The organism is Pseudoalteromonas shioyasakiensis (assembly GCF_024518675.1).
GTDB lineage: Bacteria > Pseudomonadota > Gammaproteobacteria > Enterobacterales > Alteromonadaceae > Pseudoalteromonas > Pseudoalteromonas shioyasakiensis_B.
The window spans coordinates 335,332-358,233 of sequence record NZ_JANIGL010000001.1 but is presented as its reverse complement, the minus strand read 5'-3'; the positions used below and the strand labels follow the sequence as shown (position 1 = coordinate 358,233).

Annotated in this window: 23 protein-coding genes; 10 read left to right on the top strand and 13 right to left on the bottom strand. The window is 39.2% G+C overall.

Translation table 11 applies throughout. The features are described 5' to 3' along the window. Positions 1–121: 121 nt before the first annotated feature. Positions 122–496, bottom strand: coding sequence for a metallophosphoesterase (locus NQT69_RS01555; RefSeq protein ID WP_256825952.1), 375 nt, complete (start codon positions 494–496; stop codon positions 122–124). A gap of 574 nt (positions 497–1,070) precedes the next feature. Here NQT69_RS01555 and NQT69_RS01550 point away from each other — a divergent pair. From NQT69_RS01550 to NQT69_RS01530, 5 genes are read left to right on the top strand one after another with little or no spacing between them, the layout of a single operon-like run. Then, the gene (locus tag NQT69_RS01550) at positions 1,071–1,460 is read left to right on the top strand and encodes a response regulator (protein WP_256825951.1); all 390 of its coding nucleotides are present in this window, start codon (positions 1,071–1,073) and stop codon (positions 1,458–1,460) included. Between the two features lie 7 nt (positions 1,461–1,467). Then, positions 1,468–2,373, top strand: a complete 906-nt coding sequence (locus NQT69_RS01545) for an AAA family ATPase (protein ID WP_256825950.1) — start codon at positions 1,468–1,470, stop codon at positions 2,371–2,373. A 3-nt stretch (positions 2,374–2,376) separates the two neighbouring features. Continuing rightward, entirely contained in the window at positions 2,377–3,390 is a 1,014-nt protein-coding gene (locus NQT69_RS01540) for a DUF58 domain-containing protein (RefSeq protein ID WP_256825949.1), read from the top strand. Beyond that, positions 3,374–5,365, top strand: coding sequence for a transglutaminase TgpA family protein (locus NQT69_RS01535; protein ID WP_256826714.1), 1,992 nt, complete (start codon positions 3,374–3,376; stop codon positions 5,363–5,365). Before NQT69_RS01540 ends, NQT69_RS01535 begins: the two co-directional genes overlap by 17 nt. Next, the gene (locus NQT69_RS01530) at positions 5,362–6,681 is read left to right on the top strand and encodes a Na+/H+ antiporter family protein (RefSeq protein ID WP_256825948.1); all 1,320 of its coding nucleotides are present in this window, start codon (positions 5,362–5,364) and stop codon (positions 6,679–6,681) included. Before NQT69_RS01535 ends, NQT69_RS01530 begins: the two co-directional genes overlap by 4 nt. 186 nt (positions 6,682–6,867) lie before the next feature. Here NQT69_RS01530 and NQT69_RS01525 read toward each other — a convergent pair whose 3' ends face one another. From NQT69_RS01525 to NQT69_RS01515, 3 genes are read right to left on the bottom strand one after another with little or no spacing between them, the layout of a single operon-like run. After that, entirely contained in the window at positions 6,868–7,299 is a 432-nt protein-coding gene (locus NQT69_RS01525) for an acyl-CoA thioesterase (RefSeq protein ID WP_256825947.1), read from the bottom strand. A gap of 5 nt (positions 7,300–7,304) precedes the next feature. After that, positions 7,305–8,120, bottom strand: a complete 816-nt coding sequence (locus NQT69_RS01520) for a M23 family metallopeptidase (RefSeq protein WP_256825946.1) — start codon at positions 8,118–8,120, stop codon at positions 7,305–7,307. Beyond that, positions 8,113–8,970 carry a 6-carboxytetrahydropterin synthase gene (locus NQT69_RS01515; RefSeq protein ID WP_256825945.1) on the bottom strand — a complete coding sequence of 286 codons (858 nt, stop codon included), beginning with the start codon at positions 8,968–8,970 and terminating at the stop codon, positions 8,113–8,115. Before NQT69_RS01515 ends, NQT69_RS01520 begins: the two co-directional genes overlap by 8 nt. A gap of 215 nt (positions 8,971–9,185) precedes the next feature. Between NQT69_RS01515 and fabA the strand changes: the two genes are divergently transcribed. Continuing rightward, entirely contained in the window at positions 9,186–9,701 is a 516-nt protein-coding gene (gene fabA, locus NQT69_RS01510) for a bifunctional 3-hydroxydecanoyl-ACP dehydratase/trans-2-decenoyl-ACP isomerase (protein ID WP_010389976.1), read from the top strand. 64 nt (positions 9,702–9,765) lie between these two features. Here the strand turns inward: fabA and rmf are convergent, their stop codons facing one another. Beyond that, positions 9,766–9,936, bottom strand: coding sequence for a ribosome modulation factor (gene rmf, locus NQT69_RS01505; protein WP_058558798.1), 171 nt, complete (start codon positions 9,934–9,936; stop codon positions 9,766–9,768). 420 nt (positions 9,937–10,356) lie between these two features. Here rmf and acuR point away from each other — a divergent pair, with 420 nt between their 5' ends. The 4 genes from acuR (at position 10,357) to NQT69_RS01485 (ending at position 15,038) form a co-directional block, all read left to right on the top strand. After that, positions 10,357–10,992, top strand: coding sequence for an acrylate utilization transcriptional regulator AcuR (acuR, locus tag NQT69_RS01500; RefSeq protein WP_256825944.1), 636 nt, complete (start codon positions 10,357–10,359; stop codon positions 10,990–10,992). Between the two features lie 47 nt (positions 10,993–11,039). Beyond that, entirely contained in the window at positions 11,040–12,035 is a 996-nt protein-coding gene (acuI, locus tag NQT69_RS01495; RefSeq protein WP_256825943.1) for an acrylyl-CoA reductase (NADPH), read from the top strand. Positions 12,036–12,181: 146 nt separating this feature from the next. Further along, a complete protein-coding gene (locus tag NQT69_RS01490) occupies positions 12,182–12,598 on the top strand; it encodes a VF530 family protein (RefSeq protein ID WP_256825942.1) in 417 nt (138 codons plus the stop codon). A 304-nt stretch (positions 12,599–12,902) separates the two neighbouring features. Continuing rightward, positions 12,903–15,038, top strand: coding sequence for a methyl-accepting chemotaxis protein (locus NQT69_RS01485; protein ID WP_256825941.1), 2,136 nt, complete (start codon positions 12,903–12,905; stop codon positions 15,036–15,038). A gap of 88 nt (positions 15,039–15,126) precedes the next feature. Here NQT69_RS01485 and NQT69_RS01480 read toward each other — a convergent pair whose 3' ends face one another. The 8 genes from NQT69_RS01480 to NQT69_RS01445 form a co-directional block, all read right to left on the bottom strand. Then, positions 15,127–15,558, bottom strand: a complete 432-nt coding sequence (locus tag NQT69_RS01480) for a DUF3859 domain-containing protein (RefSeq protein ID WP_256825940.1) — start codon at positions 15,556–15,558, stop codon at positions 15,127–15,129. Between the two features lie 7 nt (positions 15,559–15,565). Next, the gene (locus tag NQT69_RS01475; protein WP_256826713.1) at positions 15,566–17,395 is read right to left on the bottom strand and encodes a protein kinase domain-containing protein; all 1,830 of its coding nucleotides are present in this window, start codon (positions 17,393–17,395) and stop codon (positions 15,566–15,568) included. 87 nt (positions 17,396–17,482) lie between these two features. Then, positions 17,483–17,974: a hypothetical protein gene (locus tag NQT69_RS01470; protein ID WP_256825939.1), complete on the bottom strand. Its 492-nt coding sequence runs from the start codon at positions 17,972–17,974 to the stop codon at positions 17,483–17,485. Positions 17,975–18,122: 148 nt separating this feature from the next. Then, positions 18,123–18,884 carry an SDR family oxidoreductase gene (locus NQT69_RS01465; RefSeq protein ID WP_256825938.1) on the bottom strand — a complete coding sequence of 254 codons (762 nt, stop codon included), beginning with the start codon at positions 18,882–18,884 and terminating at the stop codon, positions 18,123–18,125. Between the two features lie 3 nt (positions 18,885–18,887). Next, positions 18,888–19,778: a 3-hydroxyisobutyrate dehydrogenase gene (gene mmsB, locus NQT69_RS01460; RefSeq protein ID WP_256825937.1), complete on the bottom strand. Its 891-nt coding sequence runs from the start codon at positions 19,776–19,778 to the stop codon at positions 18,888–18,890. A gap of 4 nt (positions 19,779–19,782) precedes the next feature. After that, positions 19,783–20,928 carry an enoyl-CoA hydratase/isomerase family protein gene (locus NQT69_RS01455; protein ID WP_256825936.1) on the bottom strand — a complete coding sequence of 382 codons (1,146 nt, stop codon included), beginning with the start codon at positions 20,926–20,928 and terminating at the stop codon, positions 19,783–19,785. Then, positions 20,928–21,707, bottom strand: a complete 780-nt coding sequence (locus NQT69_RS01450; RefSeq protein WP_256825935.1) for an enoyl-CoA hydratase — start codon at positions 21,705–21,707, stop codon at positions 20,928–20,930. The genes NQT69_RS01455 and NQT69_RS01450 overlap by 1 nt, the downstream gene beginning before the upstream one ends. Before the next feature lie 10 nt (positions 21,708–21,717). Further along, complete coding sequence (locus NQT69_RS01445) at positions 21,718–22,875, bottom strand: acyl-CoA dehydrogenase family protein (RefSeq protein ID WP_256825934.1); 1,158 nt, start codon at positions 22,873–22,875, stop codon at positions 21,718–21,720. Between the last annotated feature and the right edge of the window lie 27 nt (positions 22,876–22,902).

The following is a 22,902-nucleotide window of genomic DNA, read 5'->3' as shown; positions in this document are numbered from 1 at the left end:
TTTTACCGTTTTAGCCGTAGTTTGCATATGCCAATCACATATACGTGGTGCAGTATGAGATAAACCAATGACCTTATCTTTATAATTTAATTTGACTGTGATCGGACAAGTTTGCAGATAATCACACAAGCAATAAATCCTCTTGGGTTTCATTAAAGTGCCAAGCGCCACCATTTTTCACCCACAGCTGAAATGCATCTTTATCTTTATCGATAAGAGAAGCCAACATCATATGCTCATGATTACCAAGCAGCATAATAAAATTATGTTTAATAATATGCTTAATCAATTTAACACTGTCATTACCGCGGTCAATGACATCGCCCAGCATTATTAAAGTATCGTTATCATAATCAAAATTTACAGACTCTAGAGCACCGGCGAGCTTTTTATAGTCGGCGTCTAAATCTGAAATTATAAACACACGCGTACCGTCATTAATGTGTAGTTGTTGATGGATAGGTGTTTTTGCAAGACACCTCGTAGAATAAGGCATATAGCTTCTTGTTTAAGACTTTGTGATCACTATAACAACTCAAGGCCATAAACTGCAAAAAACAAAATAGGTAATTTCTATATAAACCAATAGTTTTTAAAGTCGGTGAATTTATAAAGCTTGCTAACTTAAAAATGAGCTAACTTAAAAATGAATTTGTTAAGGCGTTGAGATAGTTTGAGTAAAATTAAAGCGCTCTAAAGTTAGCAGGTTCAAAACACTTATATAAAATAAGAAAAATGCGATGTTTAATAATCTTAGCAAGATAGGTAAGATTACAAAATGCCAACCAAAAAGAGGTGATATGGTTTTCTCATAGCGATTAGTTAGATGCATTATATAGAAATTAACGCTATTTAACATAATATAAATTATAGGTTGTTATGTATTTACATCAATACAAGCCACCTATTGCTGAAATACACACAGGAAATGTCCAATACTAGACGGTATCGGACATTGCTGACTTTTATTTCAATTAGTTGGTTTTATTCAGGTATCTTTCTTGAGCTTCATTATCGCTTAGCATAGTATTAAAACTACAATTTAAGCTGTATCACAAGAAGTAAACAATATGGAATTTGTGCGCCCGTTAGAACCTATTTTGATTATTGATGATGTTCAAGATATTCGAAGCTACTTAAATCAAATTTTAACTGAATTAGGCTTTGAAGACATTTTAGAAAGTCGTGACTTTGAATCTGCTAAATCATTAATTGAAGAAAAAGCCCCTAATGTTATTTTTCTCGATATTGAGTTGCCTGATACTGACGGCACAGAAATACTCGAATACCTTAATGACAATTACCCACATACCCATGTGGTAATGTGCTCTGGTCACAATAGCTTAGAGAATGTACAAAACACCTGGGAGCTTGGCGCTAAAGGTTTCATCGCTAAACCATTTAATGCTAAAAAAGTTGATACAGTAATGAAACGTTTAGAGATTGTCGAACATTTTTAAGGTTACTATGCATGCTACAGTTACAGAAATTATTGATGATCTTTCACTCGTAATTTTTGGTAAACAAACACAAATAAAACTCGCCTTAACCTGCTTATTTAGTCAAGGTCATTTACTCATTGAAGACTTACCAGGCATGGGCAAAACCACATTATCTCATGCGCTTGCATCTGTCTTGGGGTTATCCTATCAACGAGTTCAATTTACCAGTGATTTACTGCCATCGGATATTCTGGGGGCAAGTATTTTCAATTCTAATGAGCATACATTTACTTTTCATAAAGGGCCTGTTTTTAGTCAAGTTGTTCTCGCTGATGAAATAAATCGTGCGGGGCCTAAAACCCAAAGTGCATTGCTAGAAGCAATGGAAGAAAAACAAGTATCTATGGATGGTGATATATACCCCCTACCCAGTCCATTTTTTGTGATTGCGACACAAAACCCGCTTTTTCAATCGGGCACATACCCACTACCTGAGTCTCAGTTAGACCGATTTATGATGCGAATTAGTTTAGGCTTTCCCCCAAAAGAAGCAGAAAGAAAGTTGATACTTGGCGATAATAATCGTGATTACGATGCACTGCCAAAGCGAATAAATCCAACGCAACTAATTAATATTCAAGATGAAATCGCTAAATTAACACTTTCTGCGCCAGTTGTAGATTATATTATTGAGCTTGTAACTTATACTCGCGATAGTAGTATTTTTGCCAATCCTTTATCACCAAGAGCAAGTATAGCTTTGGCTAAAGCGGCACAAGCATGGGCGTTTATCGATGGCAGAGACTTTGTTACCCCTGATGATGTTCAAGCGGTTTTTAAAAGTGTCACGGCTCATCGTTTGGCTATTGATGAGCAAACAAGCGAGTTACAAATAAAGCAATTGTTAAACGCTGTTGCTGTGCCTTTATAAGTTATGTCATTTATCAAAAGGCTAAGAAAAACCAACGGCGTTTCTGCTTTTGTCACAATCAAAAACTCGCTATTTAGTAAATTTCTAAAAAATAAACATACCGGCGACACGTTACTATTAAAACATAATACTATTTACGTTTTACCATCAAAAATGGGTGCTGGCTTTTTGTTTGTTGCCATTCTTAATTTTATTTTAGGTATTAATTATCAGAATAATTTAATTTTGGCCATGGCCTATTTAATGTTGGTCATGTTGGTATTAGCTATATTGATTGGCTATAGCAATGTTAAAGGTGTAAAAATCAGTTTTAAAACAAAACATGATGACTACTCCCCTATTTCACCTCGACTACACTTTGATATTTCAACTACTAAACTATGTCAATCATTTATGATGATATATAAAAACAGCCAAGTTGCTTGTTTAGATAGTATTGATAAAAGTAGTAATGTCACCGTTGCTTTACCGTATACCCATCGTGGTTGTTTTGCTCTTGAGCGGATTAAGTTACTTAGTCACTATCCATTTGGCTTAGTATCAGTTTGGAGTTATATGCAAATTAATGAGACGGTTTATGTTTACCCTGAGCAAATTGATGCAACTAAAAACGATAACCTTGTCAGTGAAGCTGATAACTCACAAGGGGATTTAAAACGAAAAAATGGTAATGAAGAGTTTGACTCTTTGGCAGATCATCAACATGGCATGGGCTTACAAAGAGTATCGTGGAAGCATTACGCTAAAACACAGCAATTAATGGTTAAAGAATTTATCAATTTTGCATCAACCCCTATGACTTATGATTATGCATTATTACAAGGTAATACTGAGTCAAGATTAAGCCAATTAAGCTTTTTCATCACTCAAGCTCACATCAATGATCATCCCTACGCGTTAAAACTAAATAATGAATTTTACCCAATGGCGAAAGGACGCGATCATTTAGTTAGCTGCTTAATTGCTTTAAGCCGTTTTACAACTCATTCAGAGAGCGATGATGCAACGCATTCATAATGAAAAATCCATAAACCTCACTTTGTCACTCATCTATGGCATCGTAATTCTGTTTATAATGGCTGAATTAACACCCGCATTTACATTGGTATTAGCAGCTTTATGTTTATGGAATTTTATTCTCACTTTGATGAATAAAAGTAAACCTGGTGCATTATTGGCAAATATTCTTGCTGGGCTTTGTTTGGTATTGCTTCTATACGATATTGGTTTTAGTGATTCCGTCACCTTATTTGTAGCAATGCTTATATTGTCTAGCTTATTTAAACTACTGCAAGCTAAATCTAAAAAGCATTATCAAACAATTGTTTTATTAAGCTTTTTTAGCCTATCAACAGTTTACCTTTTTTCCCAGTCGATCATAGCTACCTTATCTGTAAGCGCACTCTATGTATTAAACTTTGCCGCACTTGCACTCATTGAAGCAAAGCATAATTTAAAAATAGCCTCTAAACAAAGCTTAAAGATGCTGTTTATTGCTTTACCAGTGGCTGTTTTTTTATTGCTTTTTCTACCAAAATTACCTGCATTTTGGCAGCTACCCGGTCCTAAACTTGCAAAAACCGGGTTATCTGAAAGTGTGAACCCTTTTGACATCGCAAAGCTTTCTAACTCAGATGAATTAGTGTTTCGAGCAAAGTTAGCTACAGCGAATCCTCCTTCAGCACCCTATTATTGGCGTGCAATTATTCATGATGAATTTGATGGTAGCACATGGTTAGTATCGGACTTATTGAAAAGCCAACAACGAAAACAAAGTACAAGCACTACCAACACAGCATCTGACACGCAATACAGTATTATTGCTGAGCCTTCTGCTAAGCCGTGGTTATTTGGTTTAAACAAAGCGTATTCTACAAACCGCAATGTTAAAACCACTGAGCAAGGATTGCTCATTCGCAAACGTTATTTAAGTAACAATATAAACTATCAGGTTAAAAGTACTGCATTGGATAATAGCCAACTGACAAAACTACAGCGCTACCAAAATACCAAGCTAACTGATGCACAGCAGAATAATTTACGTTCACAACAACTCGCCTTTGATTTATTTAAAAAAAATGATACTGATCGAGCCTTCTTTTCAGCACTAACTGAGTATTTTGCTAATCAAGGATTTAGCTACACTTTAACTCCAGAACCTATGACAAGCCAAGACACCATTGATGAGTTTATGTTTAGCAATAAACGTGGGTTTTGCGGACATTATGCCAGCGCTGCAGCATTTATGTTTAGAGCTGTAGGCATACCTGCTCGAGTTGTGTCAGGGTATTTGGGCGGTGAGCTAAATGAAAAAGATGACTATTTAAGTGTGTATCAATATGATGCCCATGCCTGGGTTGAAGTACATATAGCAGATGAAGGTTGGCAAATTTTTGATGCAACTGCAGTTGTCTCACCTGAGCGGTTGAACGGCTCCCTCTCTCAAATGCAGTCACTTAATAATGAATTTACCAATAACCTTGAGTTTAGTTTATTAAGATTCAACCAAATTCCAGGGTTTAATTGGCTAAGGCTCAACCTAGAAAACTTAGACTATAAATGGACCAACTGGGTTCTTGGCTTTGACCAGCAAAAACAAAGCTCTTTGTTGAAAGCTTTGTTTGGTAATAACCAATTATGGAAAATATCACTTTTTGTCATTTTAACCGTAATTGGCATTTTTATCGTTTATTTCATTTACCTTAACTGGCCGAAAAAATCAGCTGAGTCTGAACACCGACTTGCGCAGGATTTTATGAACATTGCTAACTGGTGTGATAAAAATGGCTTAAACCACGCTGATAACTTAACGCCGCAGCAATATTTAAGGCAAGCAAGTGAGCACTTTCCAGAAAAAAAATCGTATTTACTTCAATTTGCTCAATTGTACAGCGATGTGCGTTATAAAGGTGATGAATTTACCGAGCAGCGTAAAAAACACAGCCATGATCTGGTAAAATTAATTAAAGCAAAAACGAAGAGAATTTTATGAATGCAGTGGTAATTGGTGTTTTATTAATGCTTGGGCTTACATTGGCACGAGTAAATGTAATTGTTGCAATGACACTTAGTGCATTGGTTGCAGGATTGTCTGCAGGTTTAGGGTTAACTGATACGTTAAACGCATTTAATCAAGGACTCTCTGGCGGCGCTGAAATAGCACTTAGTTACGCTATGTTAGGGGCATTTGCCGTAGCAATCTCAAAGTCGGGCTTAACCCGAATACTGGCGGCTAAGTTACTTTCGCAGGTAAATACGTCCAATAAAGGTGAAACCGCACTGAGTTATTTTATATTAGCAATCATTTTAGTTTGTGCAATTTCATCACAAAATTTAGTGCCAGTGCACATTGCTTTTATACCTATTTTGATCCCACCATTATTAGTGGTATTTAATAAACTTCGTTTAGACCGTCGTGCCATTGCCTGCATTTTAACTTTTGGTCTCGCAACGTCTTATATGGTCCTCCCCTATGGTTTTGGCGGCATTTATTTATATTCAATTTTACACAAAAACTTAGTCGATAACGGACTTGAAATTGTGAATACTCAAGTACCTTTGGCCATGATAATTCCGGCAATTGGCATGTTTTTCGGCTTGTTGATTGCGGTTTTTATCTCATACAGAAAGCGACGTGACTACCAAGGTGACGCACATGAAGAGCAGACTGTTAATGTAGCCGTAGAGCAGCCAAAAAAAGTATTAATGGTTGGCATCACCGCCGTACTGACCTCATTAATTGCACAAAATGTCAGCGGCTCGATGATTCTAGGTGGTTTGGTCGGTGTAATGATTTTTAGTTTGTTTGGTGTTGTAAAATGGGAGCAAAACAGCGATGTATTTAGTAAAGGCGTCGCGATGATGGCCATGATTGGCTTTATTATGATCTCAGCCCAAGGTTTCGCATCTGTTATGAAAGCAACCGGTGATGTTGCCAGCTTAGTGCAAAGTGCCGCGGGAATTATTGCAGGCAATAAGCCTTTGGCGGCAGTGTTAATATTGCTTGTAGGATTAATGATTACCATGGGGATCGGAAGCTCATTCTCAACAGTGCCAATAATCGCCACTTTGTTTGTGCCTTTGTGTTTGGAATTAAACTTTTCAGTTATGGCTACTGCTGCACTTGTTGGCACTGCGGGTGCTCTGGGTGATGCTGGCTCCCCTGCTTCAGATTCAACTTTAGGGCCCACTTCAGGATTAAATGCTGATGGGCAGCATGATCATATATGGGACTCAGTTGTGCCTACTTTTATTCACTTTAACCTACCATTATTAGTATTTGGCTGGATTTCAGCCATGGTACTTTAATTTATTTGCGACTCTTAGCTCTCCCCTAGTAAAACAACGAGGAGAGCTGAACGCCCCACTTACCTGACCAAAAATTTTAGTATGTATATTAACAAGCATCGCTAAGATTTATTACATCAATGAATAGTATGATGTGTTCTTTTGTATATGTAAATAAAGCACCTAATTAAGATGCTTTATTTTAACTTAAAATCCATAAATCATTTTATCGCACACCACAGGTGTTGGCCTGTGGTTATCATCAACAGCTACAAAGGTAAAACTCCCTGTAATTGCAGAATGTTTATCATCCTTGTGCATGGTCTCTAAAAAGATTTCTACGTCAACACGTAAACTCGTATTGCCAACATGAACAACTTTTGAAATCAGTTCAGCGAAGGTACCTGCAGGTATCGCTTCTTTAAAATCAACTCTATCAGAAGATATCGTCACTAATGGCTTACGGCAAAAACGAGTTGCAGCAATAAAAGCCACCTCGTCCATCCACGCGAGTGCATCACCACCGAACAAAGTATTATGATGGTTAGTTCTACCAGGAAAAACCGTTTTAGTCACTGATGTGGTTGAATCTTTTATACGCTGTGCAATGATTTCATCGCGGTTAACTTCAGTTGTCATGTTCTCTACTTTTTATTCGCTAATGTGTCTAACATCATAAGAGCGGGATCTAAACGCTCACCTTTCCAATTAAAGCGCCAATCTAAGTGAGGACCTGTTACGCGCCCTGTAGCACCGATTTCAGCAATTTTATCGCCCCGTTTTATCTCATCGCCAACTTTGACATCTAATTTGCTTAAATGAATATATGTCGATGTAACACTATGACCGTGATCTAAAATGAGTGTACCACCAGAGTAATATAAATCTTTATCAGCAAATACCACAGTGCCAGAAACAGGTGCGTAAACAGGACTACCGGTTTTATTCGCAATGTCTAAACCAAAGTGCGGGCGTCGAGGTTCGCCATTAAAGTAACGTTGGCTACCATAAACACCAGAAATGCGCCCCTGTGCAGGTTTATACACTGGGTCTAAAAAGTAAGTTAGATCTGAATCAACTTTGCGGGCATTTTTAACAGCAACAGCTTCACGGCTAATTCGCTCACTCACTTCCTTTGGTGGAGACACGTATTTTTTAGCAACGCCGGTAATTTTATCTATATCGTAATCACGTTTAGTGATCAGCAAAGGCTGCTTATGGCTTTTTCCTGAACTATCTACCCAAGTTAATTCGTGGCTTAATTTGGCATCACGGCCAAAACCAAAAACAAATGTACCATCGGCTGTGGTTTTTAACTTAGTACCATTAAAATTGACAGCTTGAGCACCTTTAAGTTGCCCTGTCACTAAGCCACCTTGGGTTAAGTTTCCCTTGAGTTCAACAGCCTGAGCAAAAACACTTAACGACGTAAGTAACGACGCGACTATTAATTTACGCATAACAAATCGATCCTTTTGCCACACCTTCATAGGCTGTTACTTTAATATCTGAATTAGGATTTTGAGCTTTGATTTGTTCAGCTAAATATCCTGCAATACATTCTACCGTGGTATCTACTGGTAAAATATCACATCGCTCTTGGCTTATAGCCATCTCAAAATAACCTTGTGCCGCACTATAAGCAAAACATAAATCACCAGTTTTGGCTGTGATATGTTGTAATTGCTCAGGGTTAATTTGATCTTCAGCTGTCGCTAAATAAATATCTTGCCATTTATCAGCCCACTGCTTTTGAATACGTGGCATTGCCATACCATCGAGTGCAACACCTAATTGAGAACGATGGCCATGAATAATACGCTGGCAGTTACCGTCATGCTTTTTAAGGCCATGACTATAATGATAGTAAAAACTTTTACTGTGCTCAGGCTTTAATTCAATCTCTATTTTATCAATGTTGCTCGGTAATTGCGGCATAATAGTAGTAATCAAAAAGTCTATAACCGATTGCTCATTAATAACGGGTGCATCAATTAAACAGTATGCTTGATGAGGGGCGCTCATAGCTAAGTGATAATTATCCCCAAAGGTACAATCGAGCGTTTTATACTCATCGTGAGATTCAATATCGCCATTTATTTGTGAAGGAATAGCCAACTTGTGGTCTATACATTCATCTATAATGCCTTTAATTTGCTTTTTAACTAGGCCAAAATCAAGCACCATAGACTCTTCATTTAACTTGCCATGCAAGGTTAAATCAACAATCCAGCTCTCGCCAACTGCGCCTCGTTTATTACACAGGTAAGAAAAATCAATAACTGTAAGTGCGTTAACAAAAAGGATCATAAACTTCCTTTATACTGGTTTAAAGACAAAATCATAGTGCCGTTAATTATAATGATTTTTGCTTTAAATTGCGCGTCCTTATCGCACAATTAGCATGTTCTTCACTTAGACGGTGATATTTCATGCAAATATATTTATTTTTTAACTGCTCAGAGTTGTTTAGCGTACAAGTGTACGCTAAAGTACTCTGAATTTCTAAGCGACGAAAAAGTGTTATGGAACCTAAAAATAGCTATACAAAAGAAGATTTGATCCTTTGTGGTCAAGGTGAAATGTTCGGTGAAGGCAATTGCCGTTTACCTAGTGATAACATGTTAATGATGGACCGTATCATCTCAATTACTGACGACGGTGGTGAGCATGGTAAAGGTCAAATTGTTGCTGAGCTAGATATCGACCCTAGCCTTTGGTTTTTTGACTGTCACTTTAAAGGTGATCCGGTTATGCCAGGCTGTCTTGGCCTTGATGCAATGTGGCAGCTTGTTGGCTTCTTCCTTGGTTGGTCTGGTGGACCAGGTCTTGGCCGTGCACTGGGTGTTGGTGAAGTTAAATTTACTGGCCAAATACTACCAACGGCGAAAAAAGTCACGTATCGTTTAGATATGAAACGTGTGATCAAGCGTAAATTATTTATGGGTATGGCTGATGGTACTGTTGAAGTTGATGGCCGCGTTATCTATGAAGCTAAAGATTTAAAAGTAGGCTTATTCCAAGATACAAGCGCATTCTAACGGATTAAGCCTTAACAAAAACGCCCTCAAATGAGGGCGTTTTTGCTTAAAATTCGTTTAAAAATTACGTTTTATACATGTTACGATTTTCAATCGCCTCACGCCAACCACCTAACCACTCTGATTTAGGGTCTACTTGTTGATAAGGGCAAATGTCTTTAGAACGTCCTGCTAAGCCTGCTTTAAAACCTTGAGAATGAGCTCTTTCTAACCGATCTCTTTTCTGTCTCTTCATAGGTAAATCCTCACCTTTTATATTTATAAATTTGTAGTGTTTATGACATCTACATTTAATGAATAGTTAATAAAACTGTTAAATTCAAATCACAAAAGCAATTAAATAAATTGACATTAACTAAGCTGCTGATGCGAAAATGATTTAACATTTAAAAAAGCTTAGTGGTCTTACCACTAATTTAGATTCAATATTTATATAAAAAACTACGACTAACTAATCGCTAACTTGCAGTAACCTGCTTTAAATATGACTAGCCAAATTTGCATAAAGTTCAGCAAAAAATGTAATCATGACAAATTTATTGCAAGCGGTTAAAAATTAAGATTTTTATTTAATAGGCCAACTAACAAACAAAAAAAGTGTAAATAACAGACAATTTAACTTGCATATTAAAATACGATCGGTCTAATATGGGTCATGCAAACAAATCAGCAAAATCCACCAAGGCGTGGTCGGCCACCAAAAGTTGTTCGCAGTAATGCAGATACGCGCGCATTACTTATTTCAACGGGTCTAGAAACATTAACAGAATTTGGTTTTAGTGCCACAGGCATTGATACGATCTTAAAAAAGGTTGGTGTACCAAAAGGGTCTTTTTATCATTACTTTAAAAGTAAAGATGACTTTGGCTTAGCTGTTGTTGACGCTTATAACGACTACTTTATCGCTAAGTTAACTCGCTATTTAAGTCAGCCAGATGTGCCTCATTTAGAACGATTAATCAACTTTACCCAAAGTGCAGCACAGGGCATGCAAAAATATGATTTTAATCGTGGTTGCTTGGTAGGAAATTTAAATCAAGAGCTGAATCATTTACCTGACGATTTTAAACTAAGGTTAGTACAAAGCTATCAACAATGGGAATTTCATGTGCAACAATGCATTGAAGGTGCTCAGCAGCAAAATTTAGTAAGCCAAGAGATTGACGCAGCTCAAATGAGCGAGTTTTTTTGGATTGGTTGGGAAGGTGCAGTAATGCGTGCCAAGCTTAATAAAAGCTCACAACCATTGATGCTCTATACAGAAATGTTTTTACGCGCGTTATTTAGATAACGCTTTTTTTTAGCAATTAAAAGACGATCGGTCTAATAGGATACATAATGGAAAATTCATTCAAGGCTATTGTAATCAATAAGTCCGACAACACCCCCTACTGTGCAAAACTTGACACTGTAAGTTTAAATTCACTGCCAGATAACGACGTCAAAATTAAAGTCCTCTATAGTACTCTCAATTATAAGGATGGCCTTGCAATTACCGGTAAAGGCCCGGTGGTTAGAAGCTTTCCTATGGTGCCAGGCATTGACTTAGTTGGTGAAGTAACTAGCAGTGCTAATGCTGAGTTTAAAGCAGGTGATACTGTAGTACTAAATGGTTTTGGGGTTGGTGAAAAACATTGGGGTGGACTTGCTGAACAAGCCAGTTTAAGTGCTGATTGGCTGATCCCAATGCCAAACGAGTTAACTGCTAAGCAAACAATGCAAATTGGCACTGCAGGCTATACAGCAATGCTTAGTGTAATCGCCCTTGAAAAACAAGGCATCACACCTGAGTCGGGCGATATCTTAGTAACAGGGGCAAATGGCGGTGTAGGAAGTTTTGCCATTTATCTCCTCAATAAACTTGGTTTTAATGTGGTCGCTGTTACTGGTCGCCCAGAGCAATCAGACTACCTAACTAAGCTCGGTGCGAAGCAAATTCTGCATCGCGATGAATTTTCAAACCCTGGTAAACCATTAGCAAAAGAACGTTTTGCTGCTGCTATTGATTCTGTTGGTAGCCATACGCTTGCAAATATCTGCGCATCTTTAAAATACGGTGGGGTCGTCACAGCATGTGGACTTGCACAAGGCATGGACTTACCAGCATCGGTTGCCCCTTTTATCCTTCGCGGAGTTTCATTAATTGGCATTGATAGCGTAATGCGCCCGAAAGCTGATCGTATAGAAGCATGGGACAGACTCAGCAAGCTAGTTAGCGTTGATTATTTAGATACCATTAGCAATGAAATTAACCTTACTGAGGTACTTAGTTCAGCAGACGAATTAATGGCAGGAAACATACGAGGTCGCGTTGTCGTAAACTGTCAAAGCTAAAACAAACTTGTACGCCGTGATATATCTATCACGGCTCAACGCATAATGACCACAGAGATTAATTTTAAACGCATGGCAGAATCTACTATCAAAAGTTTAGTTAAAAAATTATAATTGCTTTATTAGAAATTTAAATGAGTGTATCCATGAGTAACGAAGAACTATTCAGCAATAACCCATTACAAGGTGTTAAGCTTGAGCAAGTAGTGTCAGAGTTAGTTGATCAATATGGCTGGGAGTTGTTGCATGCGTATTTACAACTAAACTGCTTTAAAAATAATCCAGATCTTAAGTCTGCGGTCAAATTCTTACGTAAAACTCAATGGGCTCAAGATAAAGTTGAAAACTTTTACCTTTATCGTTTAAAGAACTTACCTAAACCTGATGATGTGCAATATCAATTGCCACCTCGAGACCGTGTTATCCCGGAAGATCATAAGCCCGGCGAGCCCTGCGAACTAAGTTTTAGCGACGCTAAGCGTATTCAAGCTAAAAAAGAAGCTAAAGATCGTGCCCGCACTCGTAAGCAGCGCTCCAGCTCAACGAATCCTTGGGGCAACTGAACACAATTTTTTGTTTATATAAAGCCAGCTTATGCTGGCTTTTTTAATGGCAAAAATAGCTTTATTCCTCATTAAAAAAATCACATTCAATCGCCCTACTATTTCCAGTTTGGTGCAAGCACGTTTCACCTGTGTGCAACGTGTTTGTTAATTTAAATTTATGTTTATAATTGAGTCTCTATATAAAAACTATAGATCTATAAAATGCGTTAAAAAATAAATTAACGCATTGATTACGCTTTCAATTCGTCATGGTCAGCTTTTTGCTTTCTTACTCTCGCACTAACATATAAAGGAGCAATGAGTGAGAAGTAAACCAATGTATTTAAGTAAAAAAGAGCTGTCTTGGTTACCGTATTTTGGTAGTAATGGAAAATTCGCTTTAGGATCAGCTTATTTTTTTAATCGTCACCGTGTTTCATTTATCAAAAAAACGTTCGAAGGTATTTCAAATACTCGCTTAACTATTTTACAAGACTGGACCAACAGCCAGTGGCAATTTCTGCAAAGTATTGCAAATGAGTTAAAGCAAACAGATTTTCAAGACTATAACAAAGTACTACAAGATAAGCTTAAGCACTCCAATGATATATCCGAACTATTCACTATTGCTAACAATGGTGAAGTATTGGCATCGAGTTATGTTGCACACATTAGGCACGCTGAGCTTGCTACATCCGCAGTTAATGAAGGTTTTAAACAACCATTTCTTCATGGCCCTTACATTGATCAACAAACAAAACAACTTGGCGCAACATCTTCAAAATTCCATGATGCAGTTACATTGATGTTTTATTTACCTATTGAAACGCAGGCCAACATGCGCACTTGTTTATGTGCTCGAGTATCGAATGACGTAATAGGTGATTTGATCCAACGTGAAGCAGGTCATATATATCAAGATTCAGGTGATAATTACCTGTTTATGGTTAAAGCCAACTTTGATAAAACAATCGAACCAGGAACCGCATTATCGCGTTCGCGCTTCGAAGATCGTACATTTTCTTTAGGTGACAATTTAAAAGAAGGCGTAAAAACTGACTGGGGTACACTTAAAGTTAAAGAACATACTGAGCTAGAGCTTAAATTTACTGATCCTGCCACCAATCAACTCCATCCAGGAATACGCGAAACCATTAAAAACGGTGACAATTTATTTGTAGAATACCCCGGCTATTCAGACTATCGCCACATTCCCGTTATAGGTAAAGGGATCACTTTTACTCTACCCGGCTCAAAAGATACATGGGGTATGATGTGTGAAGGCGATTTAGAAGAAGTCTATCGTAATCGTTCTATAAGCTTTAACCTAGTTAGGCAACAAACCCTAATCAATGGCTTAGTTGCCTGCATTGCCCCTGCTTGTCATGAAATGCTTGGTCTTGACTGGTCGCTTTCAATTATGCTTACTTTTATCGCATTAATATTATCGAGTATGATATTTGCCAAAACAGGAGCGAACAATGTAGCAACTAGACTACAACAAATGACAGATGTCATACGCGGTATCGCAGAAGGTGGCGGAAATTTACAACAACGGCTTAACGTCAAGCAATTACCTAACGACGAGACCGGCGAATTAGGTCGGTGGATCAATAGTTTCATCGATAGTTTAGATAGTACTGTCGGTAAAGTGATAAACGTATCCAACGAAGTGCAATCTGCAAAAAATATACTAATAAAAAAACAGCACGAATTTAGTGATAATGCGAATACGGTGCTGAGCGAAACACAACATTTACTTGACCGAATTGAGCTACAGCTCAATACCATTGATGAGGCAACCAATGATGTTGAAGCAATCAGGCTAAGTTTACAAGCTGCCGCCAATAAAAGTGCTGCTCAATTTGAAACTATCACAGAGCAAACCCAAGGTATCCATAAATCTATGGATAGTTCATCAAAGACTATTAAAGGCTTACATCAGCATGTAAATAACGTGGGCTCAGTGGTTGGCTTAATTAGTCAAGTTGCAGATCAAACTAACCTACTTGCGCTCAATGCGGCTATTGAAGCTGCCCGCGCTGGAGAGCAAGGACGAGGATTTGCTGTTGTAGCCGATGAAGTTAGAAACTTAGCTGCCAGAACTGGGGAAGCAACTACAGAGATCAGTCAGTTGATCAGCCAAATACAAATTAGTGCAGAACAATCAGTGCAAATCATGCAAACCAGTATGCAAAGTGTTGAACAAGATATGCTTTCAACATCCGAAATTATCGATGATGATACAGAGGTAAATAGTACTTTAGCTCATATGATAGATACCCTATCAGGGATAAATATTGAGGGGAATGCTCAACTACAAAGCGCGAAACAGGTAAACGATATAAGCGCATTATTACATAAGTCATTATCTGAAGTGCGATTAAGCACAAGCTCTGTTGACCGAAGCGCCACAGAACTAGAGCAGTTAATTTCGCGCTTTCAAGTCAGCAAATAGAGAAAGTGAACGTAATCTATGCAATGGAGAGCTTACCCTCTCCTTTGGTTTTTACTCAACGCATTAACTGACTTAAAAGTATTTAAATCTAATACCCACGCTTTTGCCAAAACTCCACTTCTGACATGGCTTCTTCTTCAAACACGGTAAAAGTTTTTTCGGCAATGATTTGGCCTTGTAACTGCAATACCATACGCCACTCCCCTATTTTATTGTTAATGGGCTGCCAAAGTGTATCTCCGAGATAAAACTGCCAGTCATTATCTTTAACGTATTCAAAGCCGTCAAAAGGAGCCATTATCTCGCCATGACTATCAGTAATATCTGGATGATAAATACAATAATGCAGTTTTTCGCCTTTTGCTTTTTTGATACTGATGATAAAGCCAAACTCGATATCAAGTTTTGCTGGTACTTTGGTGGTGAATGACTGTATCTGAGGTAGCTCCTTAGATGATGAGTCCCACTGGCTGTAAATGCCATAGCTTTGTATTGTTGTGGTAGGTTTTGATTTAGCCATAAAATACTTAATTGAAAGACTGGAAACGTTTAGGATCTTTTGGGTAGAAAAAGTCAGCTTGTTTTTCACATAAACTAAATTCACGGGTGTTTTTGTACGGTAATTTCATAAAGCCTGCCACCCCAACATCGGTAATACTCACAGCGTACTGCATCAGCTTATTTAGTAAACGTTTAAACTCAGCTTCTTTACTTGCATCTAGTAAACGGTAGTAATGGTGAATTTTCATTCTATCTGGCAGCGCTTCAAAAATAATACAGCCGGTGTGGTGTATTTGGTTAAGTTCAAACACACACTTAATTACTTTCTTTGGTAGTTGCAGTTGCTCGTCAGGGTCCTTACCGTCTTCAAAATACGAGTGCGGTCGAGTGACATCACTGCTTTTTAAGTTCATTACTTCATAATCAAGTTCGGGAAGTTGCTCAAATTTAAATGCGCCTGTGCCGTCACGCTCTAATTGTATTGTTTTACGAGCATCAAACAAACAACATTTAAACAAGCCTTTTTGATGAATACCTTGTGCTAACATCACCGTATTATTTACCGCTTGAGTAAAGGCATCAGCTAAACTTTCATCATGCATAATTAATGATGATTCAACATATAAAGATTCTTCTTTCCAATGAAAACTTAGGCCACCAACTACCGGGTATTTCGCAAGCCGACTAATAGAGGCCAAAAACGCTTTTTCAGTATCGCCTGTATCAAATAGAAACTCTTTATAATAGCGGTCGAGCTGGGCATCATTCACATCAAGTAGTTGTTGTTTGTGATCCGCTTGTCGTAAAAACTGTTTACGCGAGCTATAGACAACGGTATCTGGCAATTCAATGTCATTACCAAACCAAAACGGAATATGCGCTTTAACATTACTGTGAATGTTTATTTGCGGCAAATACGCTTTCGCCATGCTCGGCATATTACGGATAAAATAATCTCCAGCACCGTCGCGAATACGCTTATCTTTAGACAACATACCATCGATGACTTTAGCCAACTCCATTGGTAAACCTAATGAACTTGCAGGGATCACTTGAGCACCAAAACGGCATGACTGCGCCGAAGCAAGGGCATAAAGCGTTGAAGCCACTCCTTGCTCATCAAATCGCGGAGACGATTTAGCCCCAGACATTTGCTCATCACCAATAAAATAAACATCCCCCATACGCGCATTAGTTGAGCTTAAATCTCCGGACATCAAATCCATAAAATTACTAGTAACGGGGTCGCCATGGCTGTCAATTTGAGCGTATACCGAGCTGCCCCAATCAACTAAAGATAGCCCTTGAGTTGCTTCATCCCACACCAAATTTGATGGTTTAATATCGCCATGCACTATCGGTTGTGGGCTGATCCCATTTTTATGATTACAAAAATCAATTAACACATTGCGTAGCTTAAGAGCTAAATCGGTAATTTCCGAAGCGCTAAAGCGCCCCTTTTTAAGCGATACCTTTTCGAGGTCTTCACCTAAAGCACGGGCCATCATTAAAATGCCCTGTTTTTTTATTCGTTCAAAGGCATAAAACTTAGGCACTAAGGGATTATCGACTTGAGATAACATATAAGCTTCATCTTCAAGTCTATCGCGGACGCTTTGGGCTAAAGTGATCCGCGAGAATTTAAACACCCACGGTTGTTGATGCTCATCAAGTCCCGCAAAAACAAACCCAAAGGCACCTGAGCCAATCATCTCAACTTCTGTGTAACCTAAGTTGGTTAGTTTTTTTATACAGATATTTAGCCATTGGCGATGTTTTTTCGCATCATGATGCGAAAGCAAATACACAGATTGCTCTTCATTGATGTAAAAATTGCGGATTTCTTTGGCGGTCACTGCATACTCACTGAGGTTTAAATAAAAACGGCTGGTAACACCTTTAAGCATACACCAACCGTTTGATTAATAATCAAAAAACATGTGCTATTTAGGGTCTAATAAATCTTCACAGGTCCAATTGGGTTTTTCAAATTTAAACATTACCGCAACCCCAAGAATCATGGCTATGGTAAATGCAAGCCATTCATCAATGGCTTGTGCAGCAAAAAACCAGCCTATCATCATAGCAACTGCGAGGGTAATAAATTGCGCCATTAAAGGTATTTTCCCTTTTGTACCATAGGTTAATTTATAAGCATTAATTCGTTGCGCTTCGACGAAAAACTCACAGATAGTAATGTTTTTAGTGAAGCCTTTTAGCGTCAAATCTATTTTAGCGGGCTTACCATCAATAGAAAACTCATGACTGGACGACATTTTATAGTTTTTTGATTCACTGACAATATCGCCATCAACTTTTACTATTTCCTTGCCAGACAAAGGAGAGCAATCATACGTGATCAGTTTATTTTTATAATGAAACTTAAATAACATCCCTTTTTTCATTGAAACTTCTACATTTTCATTCTCAGTCATCTTATTTCCTTTAATATCAACATATAACCTAATAGTAAGGCTATATTTAGCATGCTTTATAATAAAAGAAAATGACTATATGGATAGAAAAACCCCGACACTGTATTTATATACAGCACCGGGGTTTTCTAACTATTTCAGAAACTGTTTATAAGCGAATACCGCCGTCTATCTCAACCACACGGCCTGTGAAGAAGTCATTTTCAATAATATACTGTGCAGTGTGAGCAATTTCATCAGCTTCACCGAAACGGCCAACAGGGGTGACTGCAAGCATGCGTTGTTTGGCTTCGGGTTTCATCGCATCGGTCATGTTAGTTCGAATAACACCCGGGGCAATAGCGCCTACACGAATACCAAAGCGCCCTAGCTCTTTTGCCCAGCCAGTGGTCATAGCGACCACACCCGCTTTAGATGCTGCATAGTTGGTTTGGCCAATATTACCGGCACGGGCAACACTCGACATATTAATGATCACCCCGCCTTTGCCGGATTCAATCATATGTGCTGCGGCTTCTCGCCCTGCTAAAAATACACCCGTTAAATTAACATCAATCACTGATTTAAATTGGTCGAGTGCCATTTTAGCCACCACTTTGCCTTCTTTGGCTTTGATAAACATACCATCGCGTAAAATACCTGCGTTGTTTATCAAAATACCAATATGACCAAAGTCACTATTAATGGTGTTAAATGTGTCTTCAACGGCCTGCTCATCAGTTACGTTAGCGACATAGCCTTTTACTGTAACTCCATAATTGGCTAACTCTTTCACTGCGGCGTCTAACAGCGCTTGTTGCATGTCAATTAACACGATATTGGCACCAAGTTGCGCTAATTTATGGGCCATAGCAAAACCTAAACCTTGAGCTCCACCGGTGATCACCACTGTATTATTTTTAATTTCCACCTGTTACTCCTTCGAGAATAATTTAAATACTGCACTAAAATCGTCGCTGCCAGCCCCTTGCTCTTGCAACATGGTGTACAAGTTTTTAGCCATTGAGCCCATAGGGGTTGATGAGTTACTTTGCTCAGCGGCTTCCATGGCAAGTCCTAAGTCTTTAGCCATCAGATCAACCATAAAGCCAGGTTTATAGTCATTACTCGCTGGGGCTGTGGCCATGACACCTGGGCATGGGTTATATAATTCAAGGGTCCAATTTCGCCCTGAACTTGCTGTCATGATCTCGCTAAGCACCTTCGCATCTAAGCCATTATTGATCCCCATTTGCAGTGCTTCGCTGGTGCCAGCCATTAAAATACTCAACAGCATATTGTTACAAATTTTTGCAACTTGCCCAGCGCCGACATCACCGGCATGAAAGATATTTTTTCCCATATCAGCCAACACAGGTTGCGCTTTGTCAAAGTCAATTTGCGCACCACCAACAATAAACGTCAAAGTGCCTGCTGTTGCTCCTGCGACGCCACCTGATACAGGCGCATCAACAAAAGCAATTCCTTTTGCAGCTAATTCAGCACCAACATCGCGGGCTGAAGCGGCATCTATGGTTGAACAATCAATAACTAAGGTGGATGTTGATAAAGCATGAATTAGTCCAGCATCACCTAAATACAATGATTTAACATGTTTGCTCGCCGGCAGCATACTGATTAATATATCAACCCCTGTGGCACAATGTTTAGCCTCTGTTGTGGCAACCGCACCTTGTTCAACCAGCTGATTTACGACCGACTGGTTTAAATCAAACACGTTGACTGTATGGCCTGCTTTAACAAGGTTCGCCGCCATTGGTCCGCCCATATTCCCTAAACCGATAAAACCTATTGTGAGTGACATAGTATTATCCTTGTGTGAGTTGTTTTAATGGATGTGTTTGAGCAGTCCAACGGGGGGTGAAAAAGCTTGCAATCAGCTGCGCAGGAATTTCAGCAATTGATTGGAATTGCCAATTCGGTGCGCCATCTTTATCAATCAGCAAAGCTCTGACACCTTCTTGGAATTCACCTACTTCGCCACAACGAACTGACATAGCTAATTCCATCTGAAAACATTCGCCAAGACTTTTCCCTTTTGATGTGGCGAGCTGTCGTTCAACCAAAGCACAACTTAATGGGCAACCATGCTGTAAAGATTTTTTAGCACGTATTAACCACTTATCTTCTGTCTCGAGTCCTAAAATGTAATCTACTTTGGCTTGCAGTGAGGTGCATTGACCTAGTTTTTGAATAGCCGCTAAGTGCGCTTTAATATTACCATTTGGCATGCGCCCTGAAAGGTTATTTAAATCGGTCAGTAACCGCGTTAGTTTCTCATGGTTAAGTGACGCCGTTTTACCCCATTTACATTCAACTAATTGTGCTAGTAAAGTGTCAAACTTATCAGCTTTAATAAAGTGATCCGCAAGCGATACAAACAATACATCATCACAATTCATTGAAGCCGCAGTTAACCCTAAAAACAGACCCACTTGCTCTGGCATTTTATGTAAAAAATAGCTGCCTCCAACGTCTGGATATAAACCTATGGTCAGTTCAGGCATGGCAATGCGTGACGTTTCTGTTACTACTCGGTGACTCGCTCCCGCCATTAAACCGAGGCCGCCCCCCATAACAATACCGTTGCCCCAAACTAAAATTGGTTTTTCATAGCAGTGGATTAAATGATCTAAACGGTATTCTTGAGTAAAAAAGTCTTCAATTAAATTTGCCGGTTCGCCACATTTCATCGCCGTATGAAGACTCACTACATCGCCACCGGCACAAAATGCTTTTTCACCCGCGCCTTTAATTATCACCATAGCAATCGCACTGTCATCAGCCCATGCCTGCAATTGCGGAGCTAGCAATTTGATCATGTCAAAATTCAGTGCATTTAATGATTTAGGGGCGTTGAGTGTCGCTATACCGATTGATAAACCATCACTGGTCATCGCGGTTTCAAACAATACAGGCGCATGAATACTATTAAGTTGTGTTTGTGCAACCATTAGCCGTTCACCCAATTTGCTTTACGCTTTTCTAAAAAGGCATTGACCCCTTCACGTTGATCCTCAGAATCAAATAGCGCTACAAATAGTTCGCGTTCAAGAGGTAAGGAATGCGCCATAGGTTGCGAACGGCCTTTTTGAATAAGTGACTTACAAGCAGTCACTGCAACAGGGCTTTGATCAGCAACTTGATTAGCAAGCTTTAACGCTGCGGCAAAGCTTTCACCTTGCCCTACCACCTCTTCTACTAAGCCAATTTGCAGTGCTTTATCGGCTTTTAAGCGTTCACCACATAAAATCATACGCTTAGCCCAGCCTTCACCGACTAACCATGCAAGATTTTGCGTGCCACCAGCACATGGTAATAAGCCTACTTTCGCTTCGGGTAACGCCATCTGTGCTTGTTCTTCTGCAATACGAATATCACAAGCGAGTGCCACTTCTAAACCACCGCCCATGGCATAGCCATTAATTGCGGCAATCGACACACCTCTAAAAGCCGTTAATGCTTCAAATGCTTCACCAAAAACCTGTGACATAGTCGCAGCAACGCCTTTATCACCTTCAGCAAACACATTTAAATCGGCACCCGCGCTAAAGAATTTTTCGCCTTCACCGGTTAGGACTAATGAATAAATATTTTTGTTGTCATTTAACTCATTGACCGTGTTTTTTAGAGCCATCAAGGTGTCTTGAGTCCAGGTGTTTGCTGGCGGATTAGACATAGTTAAAATCGCAACGTGACCTTCAATCGTTAAATCAATACTTGGTTGAGACATGACATGCTCCTTATAAAATATCGGCTGCTGAGTTTGCTAGAATTCGACGAGCGATGATCACTCGCATAATTTCATTCGTGCCTTCTAAAATTTGATGCACGCGAACATCACGAACATGACGCTCTAGTGGGTATTCTTTTATGTAACCATAGCCCCCATGAATTTGCAGAGCCTCATTACACACAGTAAAACCAACATCTGTTGCAAAACGTTTTGCCATTGCACAATAAGTGGTTTTTTCACTGTCGCCATTATCGAGTTTAAATGCGGCTAAACGTACCATTTGCCGTGCAGCCACCAGTTCAGTGTTCATATCTGCAATTTTAAATTGCAGCGCCTGAAAAGCCGCAAGTGGCTTACCAAATTGTTCGCGTTCTTGTAGGTATTCGCGGGCTGTTTCTAATGCAGCTTGTGCTGTACCTAGAGAGCAAGTAGCAATATTAATACGCCCGCCATCTAAGCCTTGCATTGCAAATTTAAATCCTTCTCCCTCAGCACCGAGTAAGTTATGCGCAGGAATACGTACATCTTCAAAACTAATTAACCGCGTTGGCTGGGCATTCCATCCCATTTTTTCTTCAGCTTTGCCGTATTCAATGCCCTTGGCATCAGCGGGTACCACAAATGCTGAAATACCCGCAGCGCCTTCGCCACCAGTACGAGCCATAACCACAAGTACTTCGGTCTCACCTGCACCGGAGATAAACATTTTTGAGCCATTAATTATATACTCATCACCCTCTCGGACAGCTTTGCTTTTAAGTGATGCAGCATCAGATCCAGAGCCTGGCTCCGTTAAACAATATGAGGCAAGTAATTCGCCCATCACTAATTGCCCACAATATTGCTGTTTGGTTTGCTCAGTACCAAAACTTGCAATCATCCAGGTGGCCATATTATGAATAGTTAACATCGCTGTCGTTGCTGTACAGCCCATTGCAAGTTGTTCAAAAATAATGCTTGAATCAAGTCGTGATAAACCTAAGCCACCAGCTTCCTCGGGGGTGTATAAACCGCAAAAACCAAGTTCCCCTGCGGCTTTAATTGTGTCTTTTGGAAAAATATGTTCGCGATCCCACTTGGCTGCATGGGGAGCAAGCTCTGATTGCGCAAATTGGCGTGCGGTATCAGCAAATGCTTGTTGATCTTCAGTTAGGTTAAAGTCCATAAGAGACCTCTTTATAATTGTGTGTTG